We start from the raw sequence: 23,777 nt of genomic DNA, 5'->3' as shown, positions 1-23,777 counted from the left end.
CACCAGACCATCTAACATGCTGTCAAATAGCATGTTTATCTAAGCATTGCGCGCATTCCCTGCTGCGTTAACCATCATTCGCACGTCCACTCGCCTCGCCCGCGCCTAGCGCATCAGCGGACTATCAAGGCTTCGGTGTAAGGACGGGGCAGAGCGGCTCGCCCTGCCCCGCTGGCGGCTCACCAGCCGCAGCTCTTTCCCTTGTTCTGCCGGTCCAGCCAGGTCTTCAGCGGCGAGAAATAGGCGGCCAGCGCCTTGCCGCTCATCTCGCGCGAGCCGGTGAAGGCCTGCAGCGCGTCCGGCCACGGACGGGAGGCGCCCATTTCCAGCATGGCGTTCAGCTTTTCACCGACGGCCTTGTTGCCGTAGAAGGAACAGCGGTGGAGCGGCCCCTTCCAGCCCGACTGCTTGCAGGCAGCCTCATAGAATTGGAACTGCAGCAGCCGCGCCAGGAAGTAGCGGGTATAGGGCACACTCGCCGGAATGTGATATTTCGCGCCGGCGTCGAACGCGTCATCCGGACGTTCCGTCGGCGGAACGATGCCCTGATATTGCAGCCGCATGGCATTCCACGCCTTGTTGTAATCCGCCGGCTGGATCGAGCCGTCGAACACGCCCCAGCGCCAGCGATCGATCAATAGGCCGAAGGGCAGGAAGGCGATCTTGTCCATCGCCTGCCGCAGCAGCAGGCCGATGTCCTTGTCCGTGCCTGGCACCTTGGACGGATCGAGCAGGCCGATGTCGACCAGATATTGTGGCGTGATCGACAGCGCGATGGTGTCGCCAATGGCCTCATGGAAGCCGTCATTGGCGCCGTTCAGATAGAGGAAGCTCTTGTCCTTATAGGCGCGCTGGTAATAATTATGCCCCAGCTCGTGGTGGATGGTGACGAAGTCGCCGCTGTCCACCTTTGTGCACATCTTGATGCGGATATCGTCCTTATTGTCGATATCCCAAGCCGAGGCGTGGCAGACCACTTCCCGATCGAGCGGCTTGATGAACTGGGTGCGCGTCCAGAAGGTTTCCGGCAGCGGGTCGAAGCCAAGCGAGGAGAAGAAGCCCTCGCCGAACTTGAACATCTGCGTTTCCCACTTTCCACGCTTGGCGGGATCGGCCTCGGTCGGGCTGGCTTCCACATAGCCCTTGGCTTTGAGCAGCGCGCCGATGTCATAGCCCAGATCGCCGGCCCCGGCCGGCGCGACCAGCGGGTAGATATTACCCCATTCCTGCGCCCACATGTTGCCGAGCAGATCGGCGCGGATCGGCCCGGTCTTGGGCTGGACTGCATCGCCATATTTGGCATTCAGCTTGTCCCGCACATAGCAGTGCAGCGAATCGTAGAGCGGCTTCACATCCTGCCAGAGCTTTTCGGTCAGCTTGGCGAAGTCGTCCGGCGGCATATCGTAATTGGAGCGCCACATCGCGCCTGCATCCGCAAAGCCCAGCTCCTTGGCGCCTTCATTGGCGATGGTTACCAGCCGCTCGAACTCGCCGCGCATCGGCTTGCCGACATTGTCGTGCCAGCTCGTCCACATCTCCCGATATTCGTTCGGCGTGTGGTCGAGATTGCCCATCTCCGCTTCGATATCGCTGCCGTTGATCGGCTTGCCGTCCAACGTGCCGCGACCCTTGCCATAATCGGACTGCAGCTTGGTCGCGATGGCGTTCAGCTCGGCAGCGGCGCCGGGCGTGGTCGGCGCCGGCAGCACGATGCCTGCCCGCAAGATGTCGAGCTTGCGCTTGGTGTCGTAGGAGAGGCCCGGCACCTTCTCGAATTTGGCGGCCTCCAGCGCATAGCGGACCGACATCTCGGTGCCCTTGGCGCCGACGCGGGCGGCAAGCGCATCTGTATCCTCGGTCAGATAGGTTGCGTTGACCCAATAGACCTGATTGGCCTCCAGCGAATAATCGAAGAATTCCTTCTCGGCTTGCGCCACGAGCGCATCGGCCTGAGCCGACGTGGGCGTGGCCTGCGCCGGAGCCGAATCGGCCTGGGCCAAAGCCGGCGCGCCGCAAACGGCAAATGAGAGCGCTGCCGCTACGGCAAGGCGCGAAACGGGATTGAGCATGATTGGTGTCCCTGAACCTGTGGCCTGAGCCTGTGGATTGCAGCCAAGCTGGCCTGTCAGGGCTAGGTTCGTCAACCCGCGAGATAGTCGGCGATGGCCTGTCCGAATTCCGGTTTGGTGATCGCTGTCATATGCGTGCCGGGGCATGTGCCGCGTTGCGCATCGGGCAGAGCCCCGACCAGCGCATCGGCCGAGCCGTTATCGTCATCATCCTCGCCGCACAGCACCAGGGTCGGCATCGTCACCTTGGCCAGCACCGCGTGATCCATATCGCTCATGCTCATCAGCAGCAGGCGCAAGGCGACCGGATCGATCTTCATGGTCTTCATGAAATGGATCGCCATATAGTCGCGGTCGCCCGGCCGTACCGTCTCGAAATGATCGAGTGCATTGAGGAAGAACTGCCGACGGCGCGCCCACTCCAGCAGGCCTTCCAGCCCCATGCCACCCAGCACCAGTTGCCGTGGTGTCATGCCACGGTCGATCAGTCCCAGGCACAGCCGCGCGCCCATTGAATAGCCGACTAGATCGAACTGCGTGACGCCCAGCGCCCCGATCACCGCTTCCATGTCGAGCAGCATCACGTCCTGCGGATAGGCATCGGCATCCGTCGGCGCATCGCTGCAGCCATGCACGCGCTGATCGATCATGATCGCCTCGAAACCGGCATCAGCGATTTTCTGGGCCGTGCCATATCGCTGCCAGTTGATTTGCGCGCTGGAACTGAGGCCATGCAGCATGATGACCGCCGGCCCATCGCCGAGCCGATGGACGGCGATGCGCGTGCCGTCATGGCCCTGAAGATGCTCGAGGCGGATCGTCGATGTCTCTGTCATCGCCCGATTGTGGCGGAGATCGGGTCCGAAAGGCAAGGCCAATGCGCGGGAGATGAGCGCCCTGTCCCGCCATTGGGTGACAGAGTCTGGACTTGCTTTTAATAAGCCCGCTTACTAAATGCGCCGGCATCATGGACGGCAATCATCTCGCCTTTGCGATCGGCGACCTCGGGCGCATATATCGTCGCCGGTTCGACGAGCGCACCCGTAGCCTTGGCATTACCGGGCCGCAGATGCGCGCGCTCGCGCAGATCATGCGATTTCCCGGCATCAACCAGGGCGCGCTTGCCGAGCGGCTGGATGTCGAGCCGATCACGACCTGTCGCATGGTGGACCGCCTCGAGCAGGCCGACATGGTCGAGCGCCGTCGCGATCCGCAGGACCGCCGCGCCTGGCAGCTGTTCCTGACCGAGGCGGCCAAGCCGCTCGCCGCCGAATTGCAGCAGATCGGCCAGCGGGTTCTCAATGAATCGCTCGCCGGCATTTCAGCAGAAGATCAGGAAACCGTGCTTTCCGTGCTCTGCCGCATCCGCGACAATCTTTCCGGTGATAGCCAGCCTGCCACTGACGAGGCCGCAAAGGAGGCGGCAGTCCATGTCTGAAGCCGATCCTGCCCTGCGTCCGACCGCTCAGGCGCCTGCGCCTGCCGAGACCGTGGCCGCACCCGATGAAACAGTCGCAGCGGAGCCGCGCGGCAAGCGCTTGCGCAACCGCTTGCTCATGATTTCGGTGCCGCTGATCATTCTGGCGGTGGGCGCGTGGTTCTGGGCGACGAGCGGGCGCACCGTGTCGACCGACAATGCCTATGTAAAGCAGGACATCGTGGCAGTCGGCAGCGATGTCGCTGGGCGGATCATCGAGGTGAAGGTTCGCGAGAACCAGATGGTGAAGGCCGGCGACGTGCTGTTCGTCGTCGACCAGCAGCCCTACAAGGTCGCGCTCCAGCAGGCCAACGCCCAGATCGCCAATGCGCAGGTCGCGGTCGGGCGTCTCCGCACGGATTTTCAGGCAACGAATGTCGACATCACCGGTGCGCGTGAGGACGTTTATTACGCCCAGCAGGATCTCGACCGGCAGCAGGCGCTGATGAAGGACGGGTTCACCACCCGCGCCCGTCTCCAGCAATCCCAGCAGGCGCTCGACAATGCCCGCACGCGGCTGCGCACGGCGGAAGCCGATGCCGCCAAGGCCAAGGCCGCGCTCGCCAACGGCGCGCAGGTGCCGGGCGTCAATCCTGAAATCGCCGCGGCGCAAGCCCAGCGCGATCAGGCCGCTCTCAACCTCGATCGCACTGTGGTCCATGCCCCCGTCTCCGGCCGGATCAGCCAGGCCAGTCGCCTGCAAGTCGGTCAGATGGCGGTGCAAGGTCTGCCACTGGTCAGCATCGTCGCCAGCGACCGGATCTGGGTGACCGCGAATTTCAAGGAAACCGATCTCGACAGGATGCGCCCGGGCCAGAGCGCCGATATCAAGATCGATGCCTATCCCGGATCGCATATCCGTGGCCATGTCGATAGCATTGGCGCGGGCACCGGCTCTGAATTCTCGGTGCTCCCGGCCCAGAATGCCAATGGCAACTGGGTGAAGGTGACGCAGCGCGTGCCGGTGCGCATTGCCATAGACGGCCATCCGGAGCGGCCGATGATCGCTGGCCTGAGCGCGAAGGTGACGGTGGACATTCACGCGACCAAAGCCGGCGCCGCAGTCGCCTCCGCCCGCTGACGCAAACCGGCATCATGGCTCCCGCGTCGGATCTTCCGCAACTGCAGGTGCGCCACAAGGCGCTGCTGACCATGGCGATCATGTCGGCCATGATCATGCAGGTGCTCGATACGACGATCACCAACGTGGCGCTGCCGCACATGCGCGCCTCGCTCGGTGCCAGTGACGAGACAATAAGCTGGGTACTCACCAGCTATATCCTCGCCGCCGCCATCGCCATTCCCATCACCGGCTGGCTGGCCGACCGGATCGGGACGCGGCGCCTGCTGCTCATTTCCGTCTTCGTCTTCGTGGTGGCCTCCGTGCTCTGCGGCATTGCGCAGAGCCTGACGGAGATGGTGCTGTTCCGCGCCCTGCAGGGTGTCGGCGGCGCCTTTGTCGGCCCGCTGGCGCAAAGCCTGATGCTCGACATCAATCGCCCGTCCCAGCACGCCAAGGCGATGTCCGTCTATGGCATGGGCGTCATGATCGGCCCGATCATGGGGCCGGTGGTCGGCGGGTGGCTGACCGAGTGGATCGACTGGCGCTGGTGCTTCTTCGTCAACGTCCCCTTCGGCATCGTCTGTCTGGTCGGGCTTTACGCCCTTCTCCCCGAGAAGCCGCTGCAGCGGCGGAATTTCGACCTGTTCGGCTTCGCGCTGATCGCCTTGGGTCTGGCGAGCCTCCAGCTCATGCTTGACCGCGGGCAACATGCCGACTGGTTCTCCTCGACGGAAATCTGGGTCGAGGCCGCTCTGGCCGTTAGCGGCCTGTGGATGTTCGCGGTCCACACGCTCACCGCCCGCAAGCCGCTCTTCGCCCCTGCCCTCTTCGCAGATCGCAATTTCCTGAGCGCCGCTGCGTTCATGTTCATCATCGGTCTGGTGATGTTCGCCGCCATGGCTCTGCTCCCGCCGCTGCTCCAGGGCCTCTATGGCTATTCAGTGGTCGACACCGGCTGGATCCTGGCGACGCGCGGTGCTGGTCTGCTGGTCGCCATGGCCCTTTCCAGCCGCCTGACCAGCCTCATCGATCCGCGCGTGCTGATTGCCGGCGGCTTCTCGGTGACCGCCAGTTCCTTGTGGATGATGACCGGCTGGTCACTGGAGCAGAATTGGGTGCCGTTCGTGGTCACCGGCGTGGTTCAGGGGGCCGGCATCGGCATCGTATTCGTGCCCCTGCAGATGCTCGCCTTCGGCACCCTGCCACCCGGCGCCCGCACCGAGGGCGCCGCCGTGCTCAACCTTACCCGGAACATCGGCTCGTCGATCGGCATCGCGGTGGTTATGGCGCTGCTAGCGCGCAACAGTCAGGTCAGCCATGCCGATCTCACGCAGCATATCTCGTCGGCCAATCTGCCGGTGGACCCGAGCGAGTTGCAGCGCTTCGGCAGCTTCGGCACGACCGTACTCGCGACGATCGACGGGATCGTGAACCAGCAGGCGACGATGATCGCCTTCCTCGACGATTTCTACGCCATGGCCATCGTCAGCACGCTGATCATTCCGGCCGCCTTCTTCCTGCGCAAGCCCAAGCGAGGGCCAGGATCGCCCCCGCCACCCCCGATCAGCGAGTGAGGGGGCGCCAGGCCCGGCGACGGTCGCCGCCGGGCGTTGACAGGTATAAGGCTCAGCCCTTCTGCAGGTGCTTGCGGCCGAGCAGTTCGGCGATCTGCACCGCATTCAGCGCTGCGCCCTTGCGCAGATTATCCGAGACGCACCAGAGCGACAGGCCGTTCTCGACGGTCGAATCCTCGCGTACGCGGCTGACGAAGGTCGCATAATCGCCCACGCACTCGACCGGGGTGACGTATCCGCCGTCCTCATGCTTGTCGACGAGCATCACGCCCGGCGCCTCCCGCAGGATCTTCTGCGCTTCCTTCGCGCTGATCTCGTCTTCGAACTCGATGTTCACGGCCTCGCTGTGGCCGACGAATACCGGCACGCGCACGCAGGTCGCCGTGACCTTGATCTTGGGATCGAGGATCTTCTTGGTCTCGACGACCATCTTCCACTCTTCCTTGGTGGAGCCATCGTCGAGAAACACGTCGATGTGGGGAATGACGTTAAAGGCGATCTGCTTGGTGAACTTCTTGGGCTCGGCGGAATCGCCGACGAAGATGTTACGGCTCTGCTCGAACAGCTCGTCCATCCCCTCCTTACCGGCGCCGGAGACGGACTGATAAGTCGCCACCACCACACGCTTGATCTTGGCGGCATCGTGCAGTGGCTTGAGCGCCACGACGAGCTGGGCTGTCGAGCAATTGGGGTTGGCGATGATGTTCTTGCGCTTGTAGCCCTCGATGGCCTCGGGATTCACCTCCGGCACGATGAGCGGCACATCGGGGTCCATGCGGTAGAGCGAGCTGTTGTCGATCACCACGCAGCCAGCAGCAGCGGCCTTGGGGGCATATTCCTTAGTCGGTCCGGAGCCGGCGGCGAACAGGGCCATATCCCAGCCCGTGAAATCGAAATGCTCGATGTTCTTGACCTTGAGCATCTTGCCGGTCTCGCCGAATTCGATCTCGTCGCCCGTCGACCGCGCGCTGGCAACTGCCGCGATCTCGTCGATGGGGAACTCCCGCTCGGCAAGGATGTTGAGCATTTCGCGACCGACGTTGCCGGTGGCGCCTACGACGACGACACGATATCCCACAGGGGCTTCTCCAGCGGTTGAATGAGGGGAACTGCGGGCCGGATACCGCAAAAGGGCCGCAGAGGCAAAAGCGCAATCTTGTGGCGGGTACTTGTGACCCGCCGGTGAAGCGTCAGGGCTTTTCTGGTGGCGGCGCGCCGGTCAGCGCGCGCATATCCTCTTCTTTCCACGGTGCAGGCAGGCTGCTCTGTGGGCAGTAGCGCGCCTTGTTGGCCCAGCCGCTGTCCGATTGGGCCGCATAATTTTCCGCATCGGTCACGTCATAGGTCCGGGTGCTGGTGCGCACCTCCTGCCGGTTCGCGATGGCATCGCCTTCCCGGCATGTCTCGGTCACGCGATAGGTGGTGGCGCCGGTCTTCTCGATGGTGCCGAAGGTGCAACTGTAGCGCGCCCCGCTATAGCCATTCCGGCCGATCAGCGTGACCGTGGCTTTGGAAGCTGACTCGCAGGCCGTTTCATTGGAGACATAATAACCCAGCCGCAAGGGCAGGCCACCGACGAGCACTTTACCGGGTTCTGTGCTATTCGCCGCGCTATTGCCGGCGCTGTTCATCGCATTGGCTGCCTTGGCTTGCGATCCGACGTCGCCTTCCAGCACGTTGAGGCTGTTCGAGACGTCCTCCGACAGATTTGACCCGGATTGGCCGCAGGCAGAAAGAAGCGCCAGTGCTGCCACCAGGGTCAATCGTCTCATCATGCCTCCTCCATCTCATCAGCTTCGATAGAGAATGGGCGTTGGGGGCCGCAGTGACAACCCCGAGCAGCTGCATTTTTCCGCAAAACATGGACTTCCCTGCCTCGCGCGCCTAAATGCGCCGCATGTCTGCCAACCCCGCCCTTCTCTCCTTCGCCAAGATGCATGGCCTCGGAAATGACTTCGTGGTCATCGATGCCCGCGAGCGTCCGGTCGTCATGACCGAGCAGCTGGCGCGGGCCATTGCCGACCGTCGCACAGGGGTGGGATGCGATCAGCTGATCGTCGTCGGCGCCTCCGAGCGCGCCGATGTCTCCATGCGCATCTTCAACCAGGATGGCAGCGAGGTCGATGCGTGCGGCAATGCCACCCGCTGCGTGCCGCTGTTCGTGGGACGAGACGTGACCATCGAGACCAATGCCGGACTGCTGGAGGCCCATCGCCAGGGCGATCTGGTCAGCGTCGACATGGGCGAGGCGCGGACGGATTGGGAGCAGGTGCCGCTGGCTTATGCCATGGACACGCTCACCATGCCGGTGAGCTGGGACGATCTGCCGGCGCCGTCCGCGGTGAGCATTGGCAACCCGCATGTGGTGTTCTTCGCCGATGCGCTGGATGATGTGGACATGGCGCGCCTGGGGCCGTTGATTGAGCATGATCCGCTGTTCCCCGCCCGCGTGAACGTGAATTTCGCGCAGATGCTCGCGCCCGACCATATTCGGTTGGTGGTCTGGGAACGCGGAGCTGGCTTCACCCAGGCCTGCGGGACCGGCGCGTGCGCGACAGCAGTCAGCGCGCTTCGCCGGCGGATCGCTCAAGGTCCGGTGCGCGTCAGTCTGCCGGGCGGTGATCTTCTCATCGATTGGGCGCCGGGTGGCCATATCAGCATGACCGGCCCGGCTGCCCATGTGTTCGATGGCACGCTCGATCCGGCTGAGTTCGCACCCGCCGCATGACCGGCCCCGAGGTCATTACGCTCGGCTGCCGGCTCAACATCGCCGAGAGTGAGGCCATTCGCCAGCAATTGGGCGGGCGGGACGATCTTGTCGTGGTGAATAGCTGCGCGGTCACCGGCGAGGCCGTTCGCCAGACCCGCCAGGCCATTCGCCGCGCCCACCGCGCCCGGCCGGAAGCTCGCATCGTGGTCACGGGCTGCGCGGCGCAGACCGACCCCGGAATGTTCGCTGCTATGCCGGAAGTGACTGCCGTCATCGGCAATGGCGAGAAAGCAGCCTTTGCAGAGCATCTCCGGACCTCTCCGTTCGTATCGAGCGAAGTCGAGATACGGCCAGGCTCGTCCTCTGGTGTCTCGACTTCGCTCGACACGAACGGAGGAGAGATTCCATCGCCCGAGCGGGTCCGCGTCGCCGATATCATGACCCTCGAACATCAGGCGCCGCACCTGCTGGCCGCCTTTGCCGAGCGGGTCCGCGCCTTCGTGGTGGTGCAGAATGGCTGCGATCATCGCTGCACCTTCTGCATCATCCCCTTCGGCCGTGGACCGAGCCGGTCGGTGCCCGCCGGCGCCGTCGTGGATCAGGTCCGCGCGCTGGTGGATGAGGGCGTACAGGAAATCGTGCTCACCGGCGTCGACGTGACGAGCTATGGCCCGGACCTGCCCGGCACGCCCAGTCTCGGGCTGCTGGTCGAGCGCATCCTGCGCCATGTGCCCGATCTGCCCCGCCTGCGCCTCTCCTCGCTCGACGGCATCGAGATCGACGACCGGCTGTTCGACCTCATCTCCGGCGAACCGCGGCTCATGCCGCATGTCCATCTCTCGCTGCAGGCAGGCGACGACATGATCCTCAAGCGGATGAAGCGTCGGCATAGCCGTGCCCAAGCCGTCGATCTGGTCGAGCGCTTGCACGCGCGGCGCCCGGAGATCGCCATCGGCGCGGACATCATCGCCGGCTTCCCGACCGAGGATGACGCGATGTTCGAGAACAGCTTGGCGCTGGTTCGTAATTGCCGCATCGTTCACGGCCATATTTTCCCTTACTCGCCGCGTGACACCACCCCGGCTGCGCGGATGCCCCAGCTCGACCGGGGCGTAATCCGCGAGCGCGCCGCGCGGCTTCGGGCCGCCTGTGAAGCGGGACGGATGGCATGGCTTCGCGCCCTCGTCGGCTCCACCCAGAGCGTGCTGATCGAGACCAGCGGCCTCATCGGCCATGGCGAGAGCTTCGCGCCGGTCCGCTTTGCTACCCCACAAAAGCCCGGCGAGATTGTCCGCGCCCGCATCACAGGGCTTGAGGGAAACACGCTCATCGCGCATGGAGCCGAGCATGGCTGAACTTTCCTGGCGCGATCGCCTTTTCGGCGGCTTCAAACGCACTTCCGACCGGCTCGGCGAGAGCATTTCCGGCGTCTTTGCCAAGGCGGCGCTGGATGAGCAGACGCTCGATGAGCTGGAGGAAGCGCTCTACACCACCGATCTCGGCCCCGCGATGGCTGCGCGCATCCGCGACCGGCTGGCCGAGGGGCGCTTCAACAAGGAACTGACCGAGGAATATCTGCGCGAGATCCTCGCCGAGGAAATCGAGAAGGTGCTCATCCCGGTGGCCAAGCCCATCGAGATCGAGGCTTTCCCGCGCCCGCAGGTCATCCTCGTCATCGGCGTCAACGGCTCGGGCAAAACGACGACCATCGCCAAGCTCGCGCATCTGTTCCAGGAGCAGGACTACAGTGTGATGCTGGCAGCCGGCGACACCTTCCGCGCCGCGGCCATCGGCCAGTTGCGCATCTGGGCCGAGCGGTTGGGCGTGCCCATCGTCACCGGGCCGGAAGGCGGCGATGCGGCAGGCGTGGTGTTCGACGCCGTCAAGCAGGCGACCGCGCAGGGCACGGACATCCTGATCGTCGACACCGCCGGGCGGTTGCAGAACCGCACCGAGCTGATGGACGAGCTAGCCAAGATCCGTCGCGTGCTCGGGCGCCTCAATCCCGCCGCGCCGCATGATGTCGTGCTCGTGCTCGACGCAACGACCGGCCAGAATGCGCTGTCGCAGATCGAGATTTTCCAGAATGTCGCCAATGTCACCGGGCTGGTGATGACCAAGCTGGATGGCACGGCGCGCGGCGGGGTTCTGGTCGCGGCGGCCGAGAAATTCGGCCTGCCCATCCATGCCATCGGCGTAGGCGAGAAGATCGACGATCTGCGCCCCTTCGACCCCGGCGAACTTGCCCACGCCATTGCAGGAGCGGCTTATGCACGCTGACGACAAAGCCCCGCCCCGCGTCGATGCGACCATCGATTCCGCGCCGATAGCCCCCGGCCCCAAGGGCGAAAGCTGGCTGCCGATGGCGCTCGATTTCGGGCCGTTGCTCGTCTTCTTCCTCGCCACCAAGGTCATCGGGATGTTTGCCGGCACCGCCGCCTTCATGGCCGCGATTGCGGTGGCCGTCGTGGTCAGCAAATGGCGGCTGGGCAAAGTGTCGCCGATGCTCTGGCTCTCGGCGATCCTCGTCCTCTTCTTCGGCGCCCTGACGCTGTATTTCCATGATCCGGCCTTCATCCAGCTCAAGCCGACGATCATTTACGGCTTCTTCGCGCTGATGCTGATCGGCGGCTGGATGGGCGGCCGCCCGTTGCTGCGCTACCTGCTGCAGTCGGCCTATAGCGGGCTGGATGAAACGGGCTGGCTCAAGCTCTCGCGCAACTGGGGCTTCTTCTTCGCGGCGCTGGGCGTGGCGAATGAACTGATGCGGATGTCGCTCGATTTCGATACCTGGCTGCTGGTCAAGGTTTGGGGCGTCACCGCTGCCTCGATGCTGTTCGCCATGGCCAATGTCCCCATGCTCATGAAGCACGGTCTGGAGCTGGGCGACAAGCAGAGCGGCCCAACAGCCTAAGACAAGCGCGCGATAAGAATTGGTGTCGGTCGAAGAATTTTAGCAATATTCTTCGAGGCTTAAGAAACGACCTTGCGCGTCGCGCGTTAATTTGTCACGTCAAAGAGAGGGAAGTCCGGAAAGTGACCGCAACGACGTTGGCAATGTCTCCCAAATTTTTGTTCCTTCAACAGTTCATCCGCCATCCGCGGATGGTAGGATCGGTGATCCCCACGTCCGACATCGCTATCCACGCCCTGCTCGATCCGGTCGACTGGCAGGATGTGCGTTGCGTCGTCGAATATGGGCCGGGCACCGGCGTGTTCACCCGGCGCATTCTAGAAAGACTGGGGCCGGACGCTCGGCTGATCGCCATCGATACCAATCCCATGTTCGTGAGCCATCTGCGCCAGCATATTGCGGACCCAAGGCTCATCTGCGTGGAGGGATCGGCCGCCAACGTGGAAGCCATTCTCGTGCGCGAGGGCTTCGAGGCGGCGGATTACATCATCTCCGGCCTGCCCTTTTCCACCCTGCCCCCAGCCGTCGCCGACGACATCGCGGCCGCAACGGCGCGTGCCACCCGTCCGGGCGGCCAGTTTCTCGTCTATCAATATTCGCGCTTCGTGCTCTCGCGCCTCCAGGCCAATTTCGCGAATGTCGCGCAGGGCATGGTATGGCGTTGCATCCCCCCCGCCCGCCTTTTCTGGGCCCGCAAGGGAAACGAAGCGAGTGCCGCGCTCAGCGACGCCGAAAGTTTAGCCGTCGCGTAACGGTATAGTCGGCCACGCCGACCAGAAGATAATCGATCCACCAGCGAAACCGACTGAATGGACTGGCGAGCGCCGCATACGTGCGGCCGTCGATGACCGTGCTGTCCTTCGCCATCGTGTCGACCAGCGCGCGCGCGGCGCGGGCAAATTCGGCATCCTCGATGCGCAGCATCAGCTCCAGATTGAGGAACAGGCTGCGCATATCGAAATTTGCGGACCCGACATAGACGACATCATCGATGACGATCAGCTTCATGTGCAGCTTCTGCGGCTGATACTCCAGGATTCGCACTCCGGCCCGCAGCAGCCGCCGATACAAGTGCCGAGCAGCACCGACCGTGGTCGTGTTGTCGGATCGCTCCGGGGTGATGAGCTGGGCGCTCCCGCGCTGAGCGATGCCCGCTATGCGGCGCATGATGCCGGGGCTCGGGGAGAAATAGGCCGCCACCAGATCGAGCGTGCGGCCATGGTGCAAATCCGTCTTCACACACTTGGCCCAGCTGTTGAGAAAGCGCGTCGGTCCCCCGATCAGCCAACGCGCCTTTCCTTCGCCGGGCTGCCAGGTGCGGACCAGCCGGCGCAGATGGCTGAACCGCTGCCGGCTCTCCAGGCTCCACTTCGCCAATCCCTCATACCATCGGGCGAGATCTTCGACGAGCGGTCCTTCCAGCGCGAGGCCGAGGTCGCACCAGCCGTCCGCGTCCTCGGGGCCGGCGAAGTAGCTGTTCTCGCAATTGAACCCACCGATCATCGCCCGGCGGCTGTCGCAGATCACGATCTTCTGATGATTGCGGATCAGGTAGCGCATCGATCTGCGTGCACCAAACCGCGCAAAACGCCCGCCAGCACCGATGAAGGCATCGAAGAACCCATCGGGCGTCCGCGCGGATCCGAACGCGTCGATCATCAGTGTGACAGCGGCGCCGCGCTTGCAGGCCTCGACCAGAGCGTCACGGATCAGCGTGCTGCAGTCGTCGGACGCGAAAATATAAAAATAGAGGTCGAGTGTCTCGCGCGCGTTGCCAATCAGGTCGAGCAGCGTATCGAGCCGATCCTGCCCGCCGGGCAGCAACCTGAGCTTGTTTCCGGCCGCCTCGTGCAGGCGATCATCGTGCACGCGCGGTGCCAGCGTAGAGACGTTGCCTGTCATGCGCCCCTCATGCGTCAACCACCCTGCCTTGCCAATCATCACGCGCGCATTCCACCCTTTCAATGCCGGATGGACACTATTGTTTCCATGATCGCAGCGCCGCGAGCCTCCCATCGCCCCAGCGATTTTCTTGACTTTCGCTCCCTCGACTGTTAGCCGACAGCCTTTCCCGCATTCTCCTTAATCTGTTCAGGAGCCAAGCATGGCGCGCGTTACTGTCGAAGATTGCATCGACAAGGTTCCCAACCGGTTCGACCTCGTTCTCCTGGCGGCGCAGCGCGCCCGGACCATCTCCGGCGGCGCCGAGCTGACCGTTGATCGGGATCGCGACAAGAACCCGGTCGTGGCTCTGCGCGAGATCGCTGAAGAGACGATCATGCCGGACGACCTCAAGCATGATCTCGTCGGCTCGATGCAGAAGATGCAGATCGACGACGACGACACGCCGGACGAAATCGGCTCGATCGCACGCTCTGCAGAGGCGCTGCGCCTCACCGCTGCGACGCCACCGCGCTCGCACAGCCTGGGTGCCGATTACGACGGCTAAGCCCCCAGAACATCAGATTGAAAGGCGGTTTCGGCACAGTCGAAGCCGCCTTTTTTTATGCGGCTAGGGACTGAATTCGAAGTTAATCGTGCCTTGCCGTCACCGGATGCGGCGCGCGGGGTGCCGGCCTGTGGCGCAAATCGCTGGTTTGCAGCACGCCGCCTGCAAGAAAGGGCTCGACGATGGTCTCGATCCGCGCGGAGCGGCCCGACCGGATCGCGATATTGTAGAAACTGTTGGCGACCACATCAGCAATCTGCACCCCGGCCGAGCGCCTGCTGTCTATCATCTGCGCGCTGCCGCATCGCGCGAGCCTTTTGGCGATGTCTTGCCGCACGGATTCCAGCACTAGCGTGTCATAGCGACCCGCATCGATGAAGACCTGCAGACAATCCTCCTCCGCATCCGGTCGCCACTCATCTACCAGTTGGGTGAGTAGAGCGACATAGACGTCGAGGTCTTCGGGACGGCGTCCGGCGTCTTGCGGGTCGGCGCGGATGATGCAAATCTTGGCCCGGGCATCGAACCGGTCGAGCAGTTCGAAGAAGAAGGCGCGTTCGACAAGGCCGATCCGGCTGCCCTTGAGCTCACCGCGCAAACCCACAACCGCACGAAACCGCGCCAGCAGCCGGTCGGCGGCATCCGCCTCGATCTCGACGCCAGCCATGATCATGGCGCCCGCGGGAAGACTGCCGCTTTCGTCGATATAGATAGGCATCCGTCCTCCCGTGCCGCTTCTTATGATGGCCGCGTTCCAAAATGATTGTCGCCGCAAAGCCGGTCGGGCTCGCGGCGACAGTCAGTCTTAGGTGTCCGTCCCCATGAGGGTCAGACGTTTTGCGGCGTCGGATCGCTGATCGGGCCTTTGCGCTTGCCCGTCTTGGGGATCGACGTGCCCGTCACCGGGACCGGAGAGGGCCGGATCTTCTCGCCACTCGGACGCACGAGTTCGCCCTTGTCGATCAAAGTCTTGATCTCGTCGCCCGAGAGCGTCTCGAACTCCAGCAGCGCATTGGCCAAGAGGTGAAGCTGATCGAGATGATCGCTCAGCACCGTCTTGGCCCGATCATAACCGGATTCGACGACCTTGCGGATTTCCGCATCGATCTTCTGCGCCGTTTCATTGGACATGTGGACGCGCTGGCTTTGCGAGTAGCCGAGGAAGGTCTCGCCCTGCGGCTCCTCATATTGCAGCGGCCCCAGCTCGTCGGACATGCCCCACTGGGTGACCATGTCGCGCGCGAGCCGCGTGGCGTACTGGATATCGCCGGAGGCACCGGACGACACCTTCTCGTGACCGAAGATCACTTCCTCAGCCACACGCCCGCCCATGGCGACCGCCAGATTGGCGTGCATCTTGTCACGGTGATAGCTGTAGCTATCCCGCTCCGGCAGACGCATCACCATGCCCAACGCGCGGCCGCGCGGGATGATGGTCGCCTTGTGGATCGGATCGGACGCCGGCTCGTGAATCGCGACGATGGCGTGACCGGCCTCGTGATAGGCCGTCATCTTCTTCTCGTCCTCGGTCATGACCATGGAGCGCCGCTCGGAGCCCATCATCACCTTGTCCTTGGCCGCCTCGAACTCGGCGCTGGCCACGAGACGCTTGCCACGCCGCGCGGCCATCAGCGCAGCCTCGTTGACGAGATTGGCAAGGTCGGCACCGGAGAAGCCGGGCGTACCGCGCGCGATCGTGCGCGCATCGACGTCGGGCGCCAGCGGCACCTTGGCCATATGCACTTCGAGGATCTTGATGCGCCCCTCGATATCCGGGCGCGGCACGACGACCTGACGGTCGAAACGACCCGGGCGCAGCAACGCCGGATCAAGCACGTCGGGCCGGTTGGTCGCGGCGATGATGATGATGCCTTCGTTCGATTCAAAGCCATCCATCTCGACAAGGAGCTGGTTCAGTGTCTGCTCGCGCTCGTCATTGCCATTGCCGAGGCCCGCGCCACGATGGCGACCGACCGCGTCGATCTCGTCGATGAAGACGATGCAGGGTGCGTTCTTCTTGGCCTGCTCGAACATGTCGCGCACGCGGCTTGCGCCGACGCCCACAAACATTTCGACGAAGTCAGAGCCGGAAATGGTGAAGAACGGCACGCCCGCCTCGCCCGCGATCGCGCGCGCCAGCAGCGTTTTGCCGGTGCCCGGCGAGCCGACCAGCAGCGCGCCCTTGGGGATCTTGCCGCCCAGTCGCGCAAACTTGCTCGGGTCCTTGAGGAACTCGACGATCTCCTGAAGCTCCTCACGGGCTTCATCGATGCCGGCGACGTCGTCGAACGTCACCCGGCCCTGCTTCTCGGTGAGCAGCTTGGCCTTGGACTTGCCAAAGCCCATCGCGCCGCCGGCGCCGCCACCCTTCTGCATCTGGCGCAGAACGAAAAAGGCGATGCCGAGGATCAGGATGAACGGCAGCGACTGGTACAGTAGAATCATCCAGAAGTTTGGTTGTTCTTCGGGCTGGCCGCTATATTTGACCTTATGCTCGTCCAGCAGCGCCGTGAGCTGCGGGTCCGGCACGGCGTAGGTGACGAAACGCTGATCGTTCTTGAGCACGCCACTGATCCGGTCCGGACCGATCGCCACTTCCTTCACCGCATCGGCCGAAACCCGGTCGCGGAAATCGGAATAGGCAATCGCGGTGCCGTTGTTGCTCATGCCCTTGCTGTCGAACACCGTCACGAACATTAGCAGCGCAAGAAACACGCCCGCCAATATGAGGGCGCTCTTGATCCATGGATTGCCTTGCGGCTCTTTGTTATCGTTCATCAACCACTCGCTTTCGCGGTCCAAAATAGGACTTCCTGCCCGGAACACAATGCCCGGAACGGCTTTGGGCTCAGCACGACCTGCGCGGTGGTGCCCGCCGCATCGTCCATCGCGCCCCTCCGGTGACAAGGCAGTCTGCCAAGGTGACGGTCTTACCATCGAAAAGTTGAACAAGCGCTTGATCCAGCGATGGCCCGCGCGGTTTTTCTGCCTGCGGATTGAGATGGGCAACCATGCGCAAGATCAGGCGGCGAAGGAGCTCCGGCGGCAGGTCCGTTCGGGTGAGGTCGGCGCGATCCTCGGCCAGCACAAGGTGCTCGGCGGCGAGCCGGTCCAGCATCCACGCGATGGCGTCCTCCGCTTCGCCCAGCGCTTCCAGCGCGCGGTTCATGCCACCGGGGTCAATCAGATCGCAGCCAGTCAGTGCCTGCCGAACCCTTACGCGGTCGAACCGCTGGTTCTCGTTGCTCGGATCGTCGATGAACGGGACGTTTTCGCTCTGGCACCACGCGCGCAGATCAGCGCGGCGCTCATTGAGCAGCGGCCGCAGCAATGTCCCGCGCCGGGCCCGGATGGCTGACAGCCCCGCCACCCCTGCCCCGCGATTGAACCGCAGGACCAGCGTTTCGAGCTGATCATCCGCCTGATGCGCCGTCATCAGCCAGTCGAGGCCCCGCGCCTGCTGCCAATCCTCCAGCAACGCATAGCGCGCCGCGCGTGCCGCCGCCTGAAGATTGCCCTCAAGGGGCTGCGCGACCGTCAAAATGGCGTGGGAGACGCCCTCGCATTGGCACCAGCGGGCCACCATGGCTGCTTCCGCGGCGGAATCGGCTCGCAATCCGTGATCGACCGTCGCCGCCTCGACCTGCCCGGGCCAGCAACGCGCCGCCAGCGCGAGCAGCGCCATGCTGTCCGCCCCGCCCGAGACCGCGATGCCGATGCGCTCGGACGCTTGCAAGTCGCGCCCCAGCAGATGGTAAACCGCCTGAGGCAGACGCTGCGCGAGCGTGTCAGCCACTACATTTGGCGCGGGTCCGGCCCTTGGTCATCATGTCGCGGACACTGGCCGGCATGTTGGCGCCGAACACCTCGTTCAGCTCGTCATAGGCGAGGCACGCGTCCTTCAGCCGGTTGAGCTGAATGAGCGACTCACCGACCCAGGCAAGGCTCTCCGCCGCGCGGTCGCCAGCCGGGCGCTGCCGGTAATTTTCGTAGAAGATCTTGGCCGCAGCCGCCGGCTTCTTGTCATCGAGCAACGCACGGCCGAGCAGATTATGGGCGCGGCTGGCGACCGGGTCCTTGCCATATTTGTCGACGGTCTGCTGCAGCTGCACCTGCGCCTCGGGGTAGAATTTCGCGGTCCAAAGGCGGAAGCCATAGGTGTAGCTATCCAGCGCGGCATTGCCGGTGCTGGGCCGCTCGACCGCCGCCACCGCCTCGGTGCGGGCCACGAGGGACGGCTGTGCGGCCGGACGCGGGGTCGCCGCCGGCGCAGCCTGGGCCGCGCGGTCGGGCAGCGGCGCGCTGGGCGGACCAAAGGGACTGGCCGGATCGACCGCCGGAGCAGCCTGCGCGGCGCTCATCGTCTTGAAATTCTCTTCCAGCTGACGAAGCCGGTGCTCATTCTCCTCGACCTGACCCGTGAGGCGAGCGAGTTGCGCTTCGACGGCGTTGATCCGCGCCGTCAGATCGGCAATCGGCGTCGTCGCGGGCGCGCCGGCTGCGACACCGGGCGTCGGCGCAGGCGGCGTGACTTCCGGCGCCATGATCTGGCCCGCCCCGCCGGGGAACACCTTGCGCTGCACGGCCCGCATTTCCTGCTCGAGCCGATCGACGCGGCCTTCCACCGTGCGCTGGGCGCTTGCCGGGGCACTGAAGAGCAGCGGCAAGCCGGCGCCGGCAAGGAGCAGGGCGCGGACAATCCCGCCGCCGGTCCGTCTACTGGTCATCTCGTGGGGGGAAAGCTCTGCTGCCATGGTGAAATTCCTGATATGTTCAAATCATGTTGGCCGGTGGCGGAGGCGCAATGAGCGCTCCCCCATCCGTTGGCGAGGCCGTGCCTGCTAGCATCAACCCGCCGGCGGTGCATCACCATTGCTGGTCTGCGATGCCGCCGGATCGGTGTCTGTGGGCTGAACGCGGCGTTCAAGCAAAGCCGCAGCCGTCAGCGGAACATCCGATATCGTCCGCTCGGCAGTCCCGAGTGGCGGGATGGCCTGCCCGCCAACGGTCACCGCCAGCGCGTCCGGACGTCCGGTGAGGATCATCGGGTCCTGCGCCTCGGCCGGGACGGTGAAGCTCTTGTCCTTCTCCAGCGTCCCTTCGAAGAGACGCTTTCCGTCCGGCTGATAGATGCGCAGCCAAACCTCGTTCACCGCAGTCAGGACCACCGGACCATTGGGACGCGCCTGCGCCGAGTTCTGCCCGGGCGCCGCCGATTTGTTGCGCGGATCGGCGATACGCGGCTCGGTCCGCTGTTCGATCGCAAGCTGGTCGTCGGTCGGCGGCGTGATGTACTGCGTCCGCCAGATCGCGTAACCGCCCGCAAACAGCAGCGCGATCACTGCGGCGGCGATCACCAGATAGCGCGGCGGAACGCTGCTGGGATCGACCGGCTCATCAATCTCATAAGGGTCCTGCTCGACGCCCATTTCGGCGATTTCTTCACGCACCTTGCTGACGAGGGCATGTTCGTCGATGCCGACCGCGCGGGCAAAAGCGCGCGAGAAACCTGCGCAATAGGTCGTTCCGGGAAGGGCCTGATAGTCACCGGCTTCCAGCGCGGTGAGATGGCGCAAAGTAATCCGCGTGCGGTTCGCCACATCATCGAGCGACATGCCCGCAGCCTCACGCGCCTGCCGCATCTGCGCCGATGCACTCAGTCCGCTGCGCGCGACCGTCTCATTTTCGTTCGCATCTTCGCGCATTGAGGCCTTTTTCCGTCTATTTTCGGTCTTTTCGCCAGTTCCTTTGTTTCATCAGTCGCTATGCGGTGTCAACGCGCGAATTCGCTGGCGCAGCACCGCACAGGCTCTCAACCGAGATCGACGCCGTTGTCGTCGGCCCATTGTGAGAGTGGCTCGCGAAGGTTGGCAACCCCGCCTTTCAGCAAATCGACCGTGACCTGCGACAAGGCCGTGAGATCCACCGAGCGTACCATCGCCTTGACCGGGCCGATCGAGGCTGGCGTGATGGAGAGGCGGCGGATGCCAAGGCCGAGCAGGGCCATGGCTTCCAGCGTGCGTCCGCCCATTTCGCCGCAAACTCCCACCGGCACCCGATGCTCGGAGCAGGTCCGCGTCACGCGTGCGAGGAAGCGGAGGATCGCGACGCTCAGCCAATCGTAACGCTCGGCCAGCTTGGGGTTGGCGCGGTCGGCAGCGAAGAGGAACTGGGTGAGATCGTTGGTGCCGATGGAGAGAAAGTCCAGGTCCGGCAGCACGAAGTCGAGCGCCTCGGCGAGCGCCGGCACTTCCAGCATCGCGCCATATTTGACGCTCTTGGGAAGCTTGCGGCCTCGCTTGGCGAGCCAGTCCTTCTGCTCGCGAAACAGCGTCATCGCTTGCGTCAGTTCCCATGGCTCGGAGATCATCGGGAACATGACATGCAGTGTCCGCCCGGCCGCGGCCTCCAGCAATGCCCGCGCCTGCGCCTTCATCAGGCCATCGCGCTCCAGCGCGAGGCGCACCGCGCGCCAGCCCATGGCGGGGTTTTCCTCATCGTCGGAATCGCTCTTGCGCAGATAAGGCAGCGCCTTGTCCCCACCGATATCGACCGTGCGGAATATGACCGGGCGGCTGCCCGCCGCATCGAGCACTTCCTTGTAGAGGCGCTGCTGGCGCTCGCGCTGCGGCAGGGTCGCTGAGACGAGGAACTGGAACTCGGTGCGGAACAGGCCGATCCCGTCGGCGCCCGTCACGTCCAGCGCGGCGACATCGTCGCGCAGGCCGGCATTCACCATCAGCTCGATGCGCTGGCCGTCCTTCGTCTCCGCCGGTAGATCGCGCTGCCCGGCATAGGCCGCGCGCCGCTTCTGCGTGAGCGCCAGGCCGCTCTCGAACGCCTCGTCCATCGGCTCGGAGGGGCGGATGTAGAGGCGGTTCTGGTTGACATCGAGCAGCAGCAGATCGCCCTCGTTGATCAGCGCCCGGGTATTTTTGACCCGGCCCAGCACCGGCACGCCCATGGCCCGCGCCACGATCGTGACGTGCGCGGTGAGCGAGCCTTCCTCGAGCACGACACCCTTGAGGCGCCGCCGGTCATATTCCAGCAGTTCCGCGGGCCCGAGATTGCGCGCGATCAGGATCGTGTCCTGCCGCAGTCCAAGCTGTGCCGCCGTGCCGAGCTGCCCGGCCACGATCCGCAGCAGGCGATTGGAGAGATCCTCCAGATCGTGCATCCGGTCCTGCAGCAGCGGGTCATCGATCTGCCGCATCCGCATCCGGGTGCGTTGCTGCACCCGCTCGATTGCCGCCTCGGCCGTGAGGCCAGAGTCGATCGCTTCGTTGATCCGCCGCGACCAGCCTTCATCATAGGCGAACATCTTGTAGGTCTCGAGCACCTCCTTGTGCTCGCCGTCCATGCCGAACTCGGCCTGCCCGGCCATGCGCTCGATCTGCTCGCGCATCTTGGCGAAGGCCGAATAGACGCGCTGCCGCTCGACCTCGATATCCTCGGCAACGGTATGCTCGATGGTGACGCGAGGCTGGTGGAAGACGGCGTGACCGCGCGCCATGCCCATCACGAGCTGCAGGCCCGAGAGGATGCTCGCGCCCGTTTCGAGCGGGCGATCTTCGCCGGGATTTTCATCGACCAGATTGGCGTTGTTGATCAGCTCGGCGAGCACCATCGCCACCGTCTGCAGCGCCTCGATCTCGACTTCCTCATAGCCGCGCGGGTCGAGATGCTGGACGCACAGCGCGCCAATCGCGTTCTCACGACGCACGATCGGCACACCGGCGAAGCTGTGGAAGCGCTCCTCGCCCGTTTCCGGCCGATAGGCGAAGTCGGGATGGCCGGAGGCTTCCTCGAGATTGAGCGTTTCGACATTCTGGGCGATCGTGCCAACAAGGCCCTCGCCGGGCGCCAGGCGCGTGACGTGAACGGCCTCCTGTTTGAGGCCGCGCGTCGCGAACAGCTCCAGCATGCCATCGCGCAGCAAGTAAATCGAGCAGACCTCGCTCGAAAGCTCCTGTCCGACAATCTCGACGACCTTGTTGAGTTTCACCTGCGTCTGCGTACGCGCCGCCATCACCTCATGGAGGCGAGAGAGAATTCTGCGCGCGGCCGTGGCCGCACTGCTCGATGGGGATTCCGGGCGCCGCGTTTGATCCATGCGTTCCTGCTATCAGAAACTGCCGCCGGGAACCAACCTCGTCTCGATCTTTCCGGGCGAGGAACCCGGCAAAGACGATGACGGAATGGCGAGCAGCAGAGGAAGAAAGCCAGTCGGAAAAGAAGGAGACGCGGCAGACACGCAAGCAGGCGTTGAAACGCGCAACAACGCGTCCCTCATGCACCTGTCGTTGGACCGGCCCTTCAGCACGGCATCTCTCCCGATGTCTTGTTCTTTTCGACGGTCGCACCAGTCGGCGCGTTCGCACCGCTGTAAACGGAACGCCCTGATATCGCTACCGTTAACCAATGACCGACAGGCTGCCTGCGAGAGCAGCGCCGCGATCAGCCGACCCGGCGGGTCAACGCCGCCCGCGCCTCGTCCATCAGGGTCGTGATGATCTCGGCGACGGGTTCTTCCTTCGTCACCATGCCCACGGACTGGCCAGCCATCAGCGAGCCATTTTCGATGTCGCCATCGATCACCGCCCGGCGCAGGGCACCGGCCCAATAATGCTCGATCTGCAGCTGCGCCTCACCCATGTCGACCTTGCGGTCGTCGAGCAGTTGCGCGACTTCACGCTGCTTGGCGGTGAAGGCGTCAGTTCCGGCGTTGCGCAGGGCGCGCACGGGGATCACCGGTAGCCGCGAATCGATCTGCACGCTGGCAATGGCATCGCGCGCCGAAGCCCGGAAGAACGCCTTCTTGAAGTTAGCATGGGCGATGCTCTCGCTGGCGCAGGCAAAGCGGGTGCCGAGCTGCACGCCGGCCGCGCCCATGTCGAGATAAGCAGCGATCGCCTCGCCATGGCCGATGCCGCCAGCAACGAAGACCGGCAGCTCGCTTGCCATGACCGGCAGGATTTCCTGCGCGAGCACGCTGGTCGCGACTGGGCCGATGTGGCCGCCCGCTTCCATACCCTCGATCACCAGCGCATCGACGCCCGACCGGTGCAGCTTCTTGGCCAGCGACAAGGCTGGGGCGAAGCAGATCACCTTAGCGCCGCTCGCCTTGATCGCCTCGATGCTGCCCTTGGGCGGCAGGCCGCCGGCCAGCACGATATGCGTCACCGAATGGCGTGCGCAGACTGCGATCAAATCGAACAGCTGCGGGTGCATGGTGATGAGGTTCACGCCAAAGGGCTTGTCCGTCATCGCCTTGGTCGCGGCGATCTCGGTATCGAGCATGTCCGGGGTCATCGCGCCGCACGCGATCAGGCCGAAGCCGCCGGCATTGCTGACAGCGGACACCAGATGCCGCTCGGACACCCAGCTCATTGCGCCACAGATGATCGCGGTCTCGCTGCCGAGAAATGCGGTGCCGCGGGCCATGAGGGAAGAAAGACGGTCGGTCATCACGATACCCAATCTGACCCTTCCCAACGGGAAGCGACGGCAAAGAGGAGATC

General features: G+C 64.2%; 21 protein-coding genes. 9 read left to right on the top strand and 12 right to left on the bottom strand.

What is annotated here, in order from left to right:
• Positions 1-179 precede the first annotated feature (179 nt).
• Positions 180-2,069 carry a M2 family metallopeptidase gene (locus tag M2339_RS05625; protein WP_264587264.1) on the bottom strand — a complete coding sequence of 630 codons (1,890 nt, stop codon included), beginning with the start codon at positions 2,067-2,069 and terminating at the stop codon, positions 180-182.
• 71 nt (positions 2,070-2,140) lie between these two features.
• Positions 2,141-2,905, bottom strand: a complete 765-nt coding sequence (locus tag M2339_RS05620) for an alpha/beta fold hydrolase (RefSeq protein WP_264587265.1) — start codon at positions 2,903-2,905, stop codon at positions 2,141-2,143.
• A 131-nt stretch (positions 2,906-3,036) separates the two neighbouring features.
• Here M2339_RS05620 and M2339_RS05615 point away from each other — a divergent pair, with 131 nt between their 5' ends.
• The 3 genes from M2339_RS05615 to M2339_RS05605 are packed head-to-tail and all read left to right on the top strand — an operon-like array spanning position 3,037 to position 6,183.
• The gene (locus M2339_RS05615; protein WP_264587266.1) at positions 3,037-3,507 is read left to right on the top strand and encodes a MarR family winged helix-turn-helix transcriptional regulator; all 471 of its coding nucleotides are present in this window, start codon (positions 3,037-3,039) and stop codon (positions 3,505-3,507) included.
• A complete protein-coding gene (locus M2339_RS05610; protein ID WP_264587267.1) occupies positions 3,500-4,627 on the top strand; it encodes an HlyD family secretion protein in 1,128 nt (375 codons plus the stop codon). The genes M2339_RS05615 and M2339_RS05610 overlap by 8 nt, the downstream gene beginning before the upstream one ends.
• Before the next feature lie 14 nt (positions 4,628-4,641).
• Complete coding sequence (locus M2339_RS05605; RefSeq protein ID WP_264587268.1) at positions 4,642-6,183, top strand: DHA2 family efflux MFS transporter permease subunit; 1,542 nt, start codon at positions 4,642-4,644, stop codon at positions 6,181-6,183.
• A 52-nt stretch (positions 6,184-6,235) separates the two neighbouring features.
• Here M2339_RS05605 and M2339_RS05600 read toward each other — a convergent pair whose 3' ends face one another.
• Complete coding sequence (locus M2339_RS05600; RefSeq protein WP_264570363.1) at positions 6,236-7,261, bottom strand: aspartate-semialdehyde dehydrogenase; 1,026 nt, start codon at positions 7,259-7,261, stop codon at positions 6,236-6,238.
• 112 nt (positions 7,262-7,373) lie between these two features.
• Complete coding sequence (locus M2339_RS05595; protein ID WP_264606258.1) at positions 7,374-7,955, bottom strand: hypothetical protein; 582 nt, start codon at positions 7,953-7,955, stop codon at positions 7,374-7,376.
• A 125-nt stretch (positions 7,956-8,080) separates the two neighbouring features.
• Here M2339_RS05595 and dapF point away from each other — a divergent pair, with 125 nt between their 5' ends.
• The 5 genes from dapF (at position 8,081) to M2339_RS05570 (ending at position 12,559) form a co-directional block, all read left to right on the top strand.
• Complete coding sequence (gene dapF, locus M2339_RS05590) at positions 8,081-8,911, top strand: diaminopimelate epimerase (RefSeq protein WP_264587269.1); 831 nt, start codon at positions 8,081-8,083, stop codon at positions 8,909-8,911.
• Entirely contained in the window at positions 8,908-10,248 is a 1,341-nt protein-coding gene (gene mtaB / locus M2339_RS05585; RefSeq protein WP_264587270.1) for a tRNA (N(6)-L-threonylcarbamoyladenosine(37)-C(2))-methylthiotransferase MtaB, read from the top strand. The genes dapF and mtaB overlap by 4 nt, the downstream gene beginning before the upstream one ends.
• A complete protein-coding gene (gene ftsY / locus M2339_RS05580) occupies positions 10,241-11,173 on the top strand; it encodes a signal recognition particle-docking protein FtsY (protein WP_264587271.1) in 933 nt (310 codons plus the stop codon). The genes mtaB and ftsY overlap by 8 nt, the downstream gene beginning before the upstream one ends.
• Positions 11,163-11,807, top strand: a complete 645-nt coding sequence (locus M2339_RS05575) for an inner membrane-spanning protein YciB (protein ID WP_413714723.1) — start codon at positions 11,163-11,165, stop codon at positions 11,805-11,807. The genes ftsY and M2339_RS05575 overlap by 11 nt, the downstream gene beginning before the upstream one ends.
• Positions 11,808-12,010: 203 nt before the next feature.
• Positions 12,011-12,559, top strand: a complete 549-nt coding sequence (locus M2339_RS05570) for a class I SAM-dependent methyltransferase (protein ID WP_264587272.1) — start codon at positions 12,011-12,013, stop codon at positions 12,557-12,559.
• Here M2339_RS05570 and M2339_RS05565 read toward each other — a convergent pair.
• Positions 12,528-13,709: a phospholipase D-like domain-containing protein gene (locus tag M2339_RS05565; RefSeq protein ID WP_264587273.1), complete on the bottom strand. Its 1,182-nt coding sequence runs from the start codon at positions 13,707-13,709 to the stop codon at positions 12,528-12,530. The genes M2339_RS05570 and M2339_RS05565 overlap by 32 nt on opposite strands.
• A gap of 202 nt (positions 13,710-13,911) precedes the next feature.
• On the opposite strand from M2339_RS05565, the gene rpoZ reads away from it, so the two are divergent.
• A complete protein-coding gene (rpoZ, locus tag M2339_RS05560) occupies positions 13,912-14,256 on the top strand; it encodes a DNA-directed RNA polymerase subunit omega (RefSeq protein ID WP_181559744.1) in 345 nt (114 codons plus the stop codon).
• Positions 14,257-14,338: 82 nt separating this feature from the next.
• On the opposite strand, the gene M2339_RS05555 is transcribed toward rpoZ, so the two are convergent.
• The 7 genes from M2339_RS05555 to M2339_RS05525 all read right to left on the bottom strand — a co-directional run bounded on the left by M2339_RS05555 (position 14,339) and on the right by M2339_RS05525 (position 23,724).
• The gene (locus M2339_RS05555; protein WP_264587274.1) at positions 14,339-14,974 is read right to left on the bottom strand and encodes a DUF3800 domain-containing protein; all 636 of its coding nucleotides are present in this window, start codon (positions 14,972-14,974) and stop codon (positions 14,339-14,341) included.
• A 110-nt stretch (positions 14,975-15,084) separates the two neighbouring features.
• Positions 15,085-17,034 carry an ATP-dependent zinc metalloprotease FtsH gene (ftsH, locus tag M2339_RS05550; RefSeq protein WP_181559746.1) on the bottom strand — a complete coding sequence of 650 codons (1,950 nt, stop codon included), beginning with the start codon at positions 17,032-17,034 and terminating at the stop codon, positions 15,085-15,087.
• Between the two features lie 70 nt (positions 17,035-17,104).
• Positions 17,105-18,052: a tRNA lysidine(34) synthetase TilS gene (gene tilS, locus M2339_RS05545; protein WP_264587275.1), complete on the bottom strand. Its 948-nt coding sequence runs from the start codon at positions 18,050-18,052 to the stop codon at positions 17,105-17,107.
• Entirely contained in the window at positions 18,045-19,010 is a 966-nt protein-coding gene (locus M2339_RS05540) for a hypothetical protein (RefSeq protein ID WP_413714722.1), read from the bottom strand. Before M2339_RS05540 ends, tilS begins: the two co-directional genes overlap by 8 nt.
• 93 nt (positions 19,011-19,103) lie before the next feature.
• Positions 19,104-19,961, bottom strand: a complete 858-nt coding sequence (locus M2339_RS05535) for a helix-turn-helix domain-containing protein (RefSeq protein ID WP_264587276.1) — start codon at positions 19,959-19,961, stop codon at positions 19,104-19,106.
• 107 nt (positions 19,962-20,068) lie between these two features.
• Entirely contained in the window at positions 20,069-22,369 is a 2,301-nt protein-coding gene (gene ptsP, locus M2339_RS05530; protein ID WP_264587277.1) for a phosphoenolpyruvate--protein phosphotransferase, read from the bottom strand.
• 344 nt (positions 22,370-22,713) lie between these two features.
• Complete coding sequence (locus M2339_RS05525) at positions 22,714-23,724, bottom strand: NAD(P)H-dependent flavin oxidoreductase (protein WP_264587278.1); 1,011 nt, start codon at positions 23,722-23,724, stop codon at positions 22,714-22,716.
• Positions 23,725-23,777: the final 53 nt, after the last annotated feature.

The sequence above is a fragment of the Sphingobium sp. B2D3C genome (assembly GCF_025961835.1).
Taxonomy (GTDB): Bacteria; Pseudomonadota; Alphaproteobacteria; order Sphingomonadales; family Sphingomonadaceae; genus Sphingobium.
Note: the sequence above shows the minus strand (reverse complement) of the source record. Positions and strands in the feature narration are given on the sequence as shown.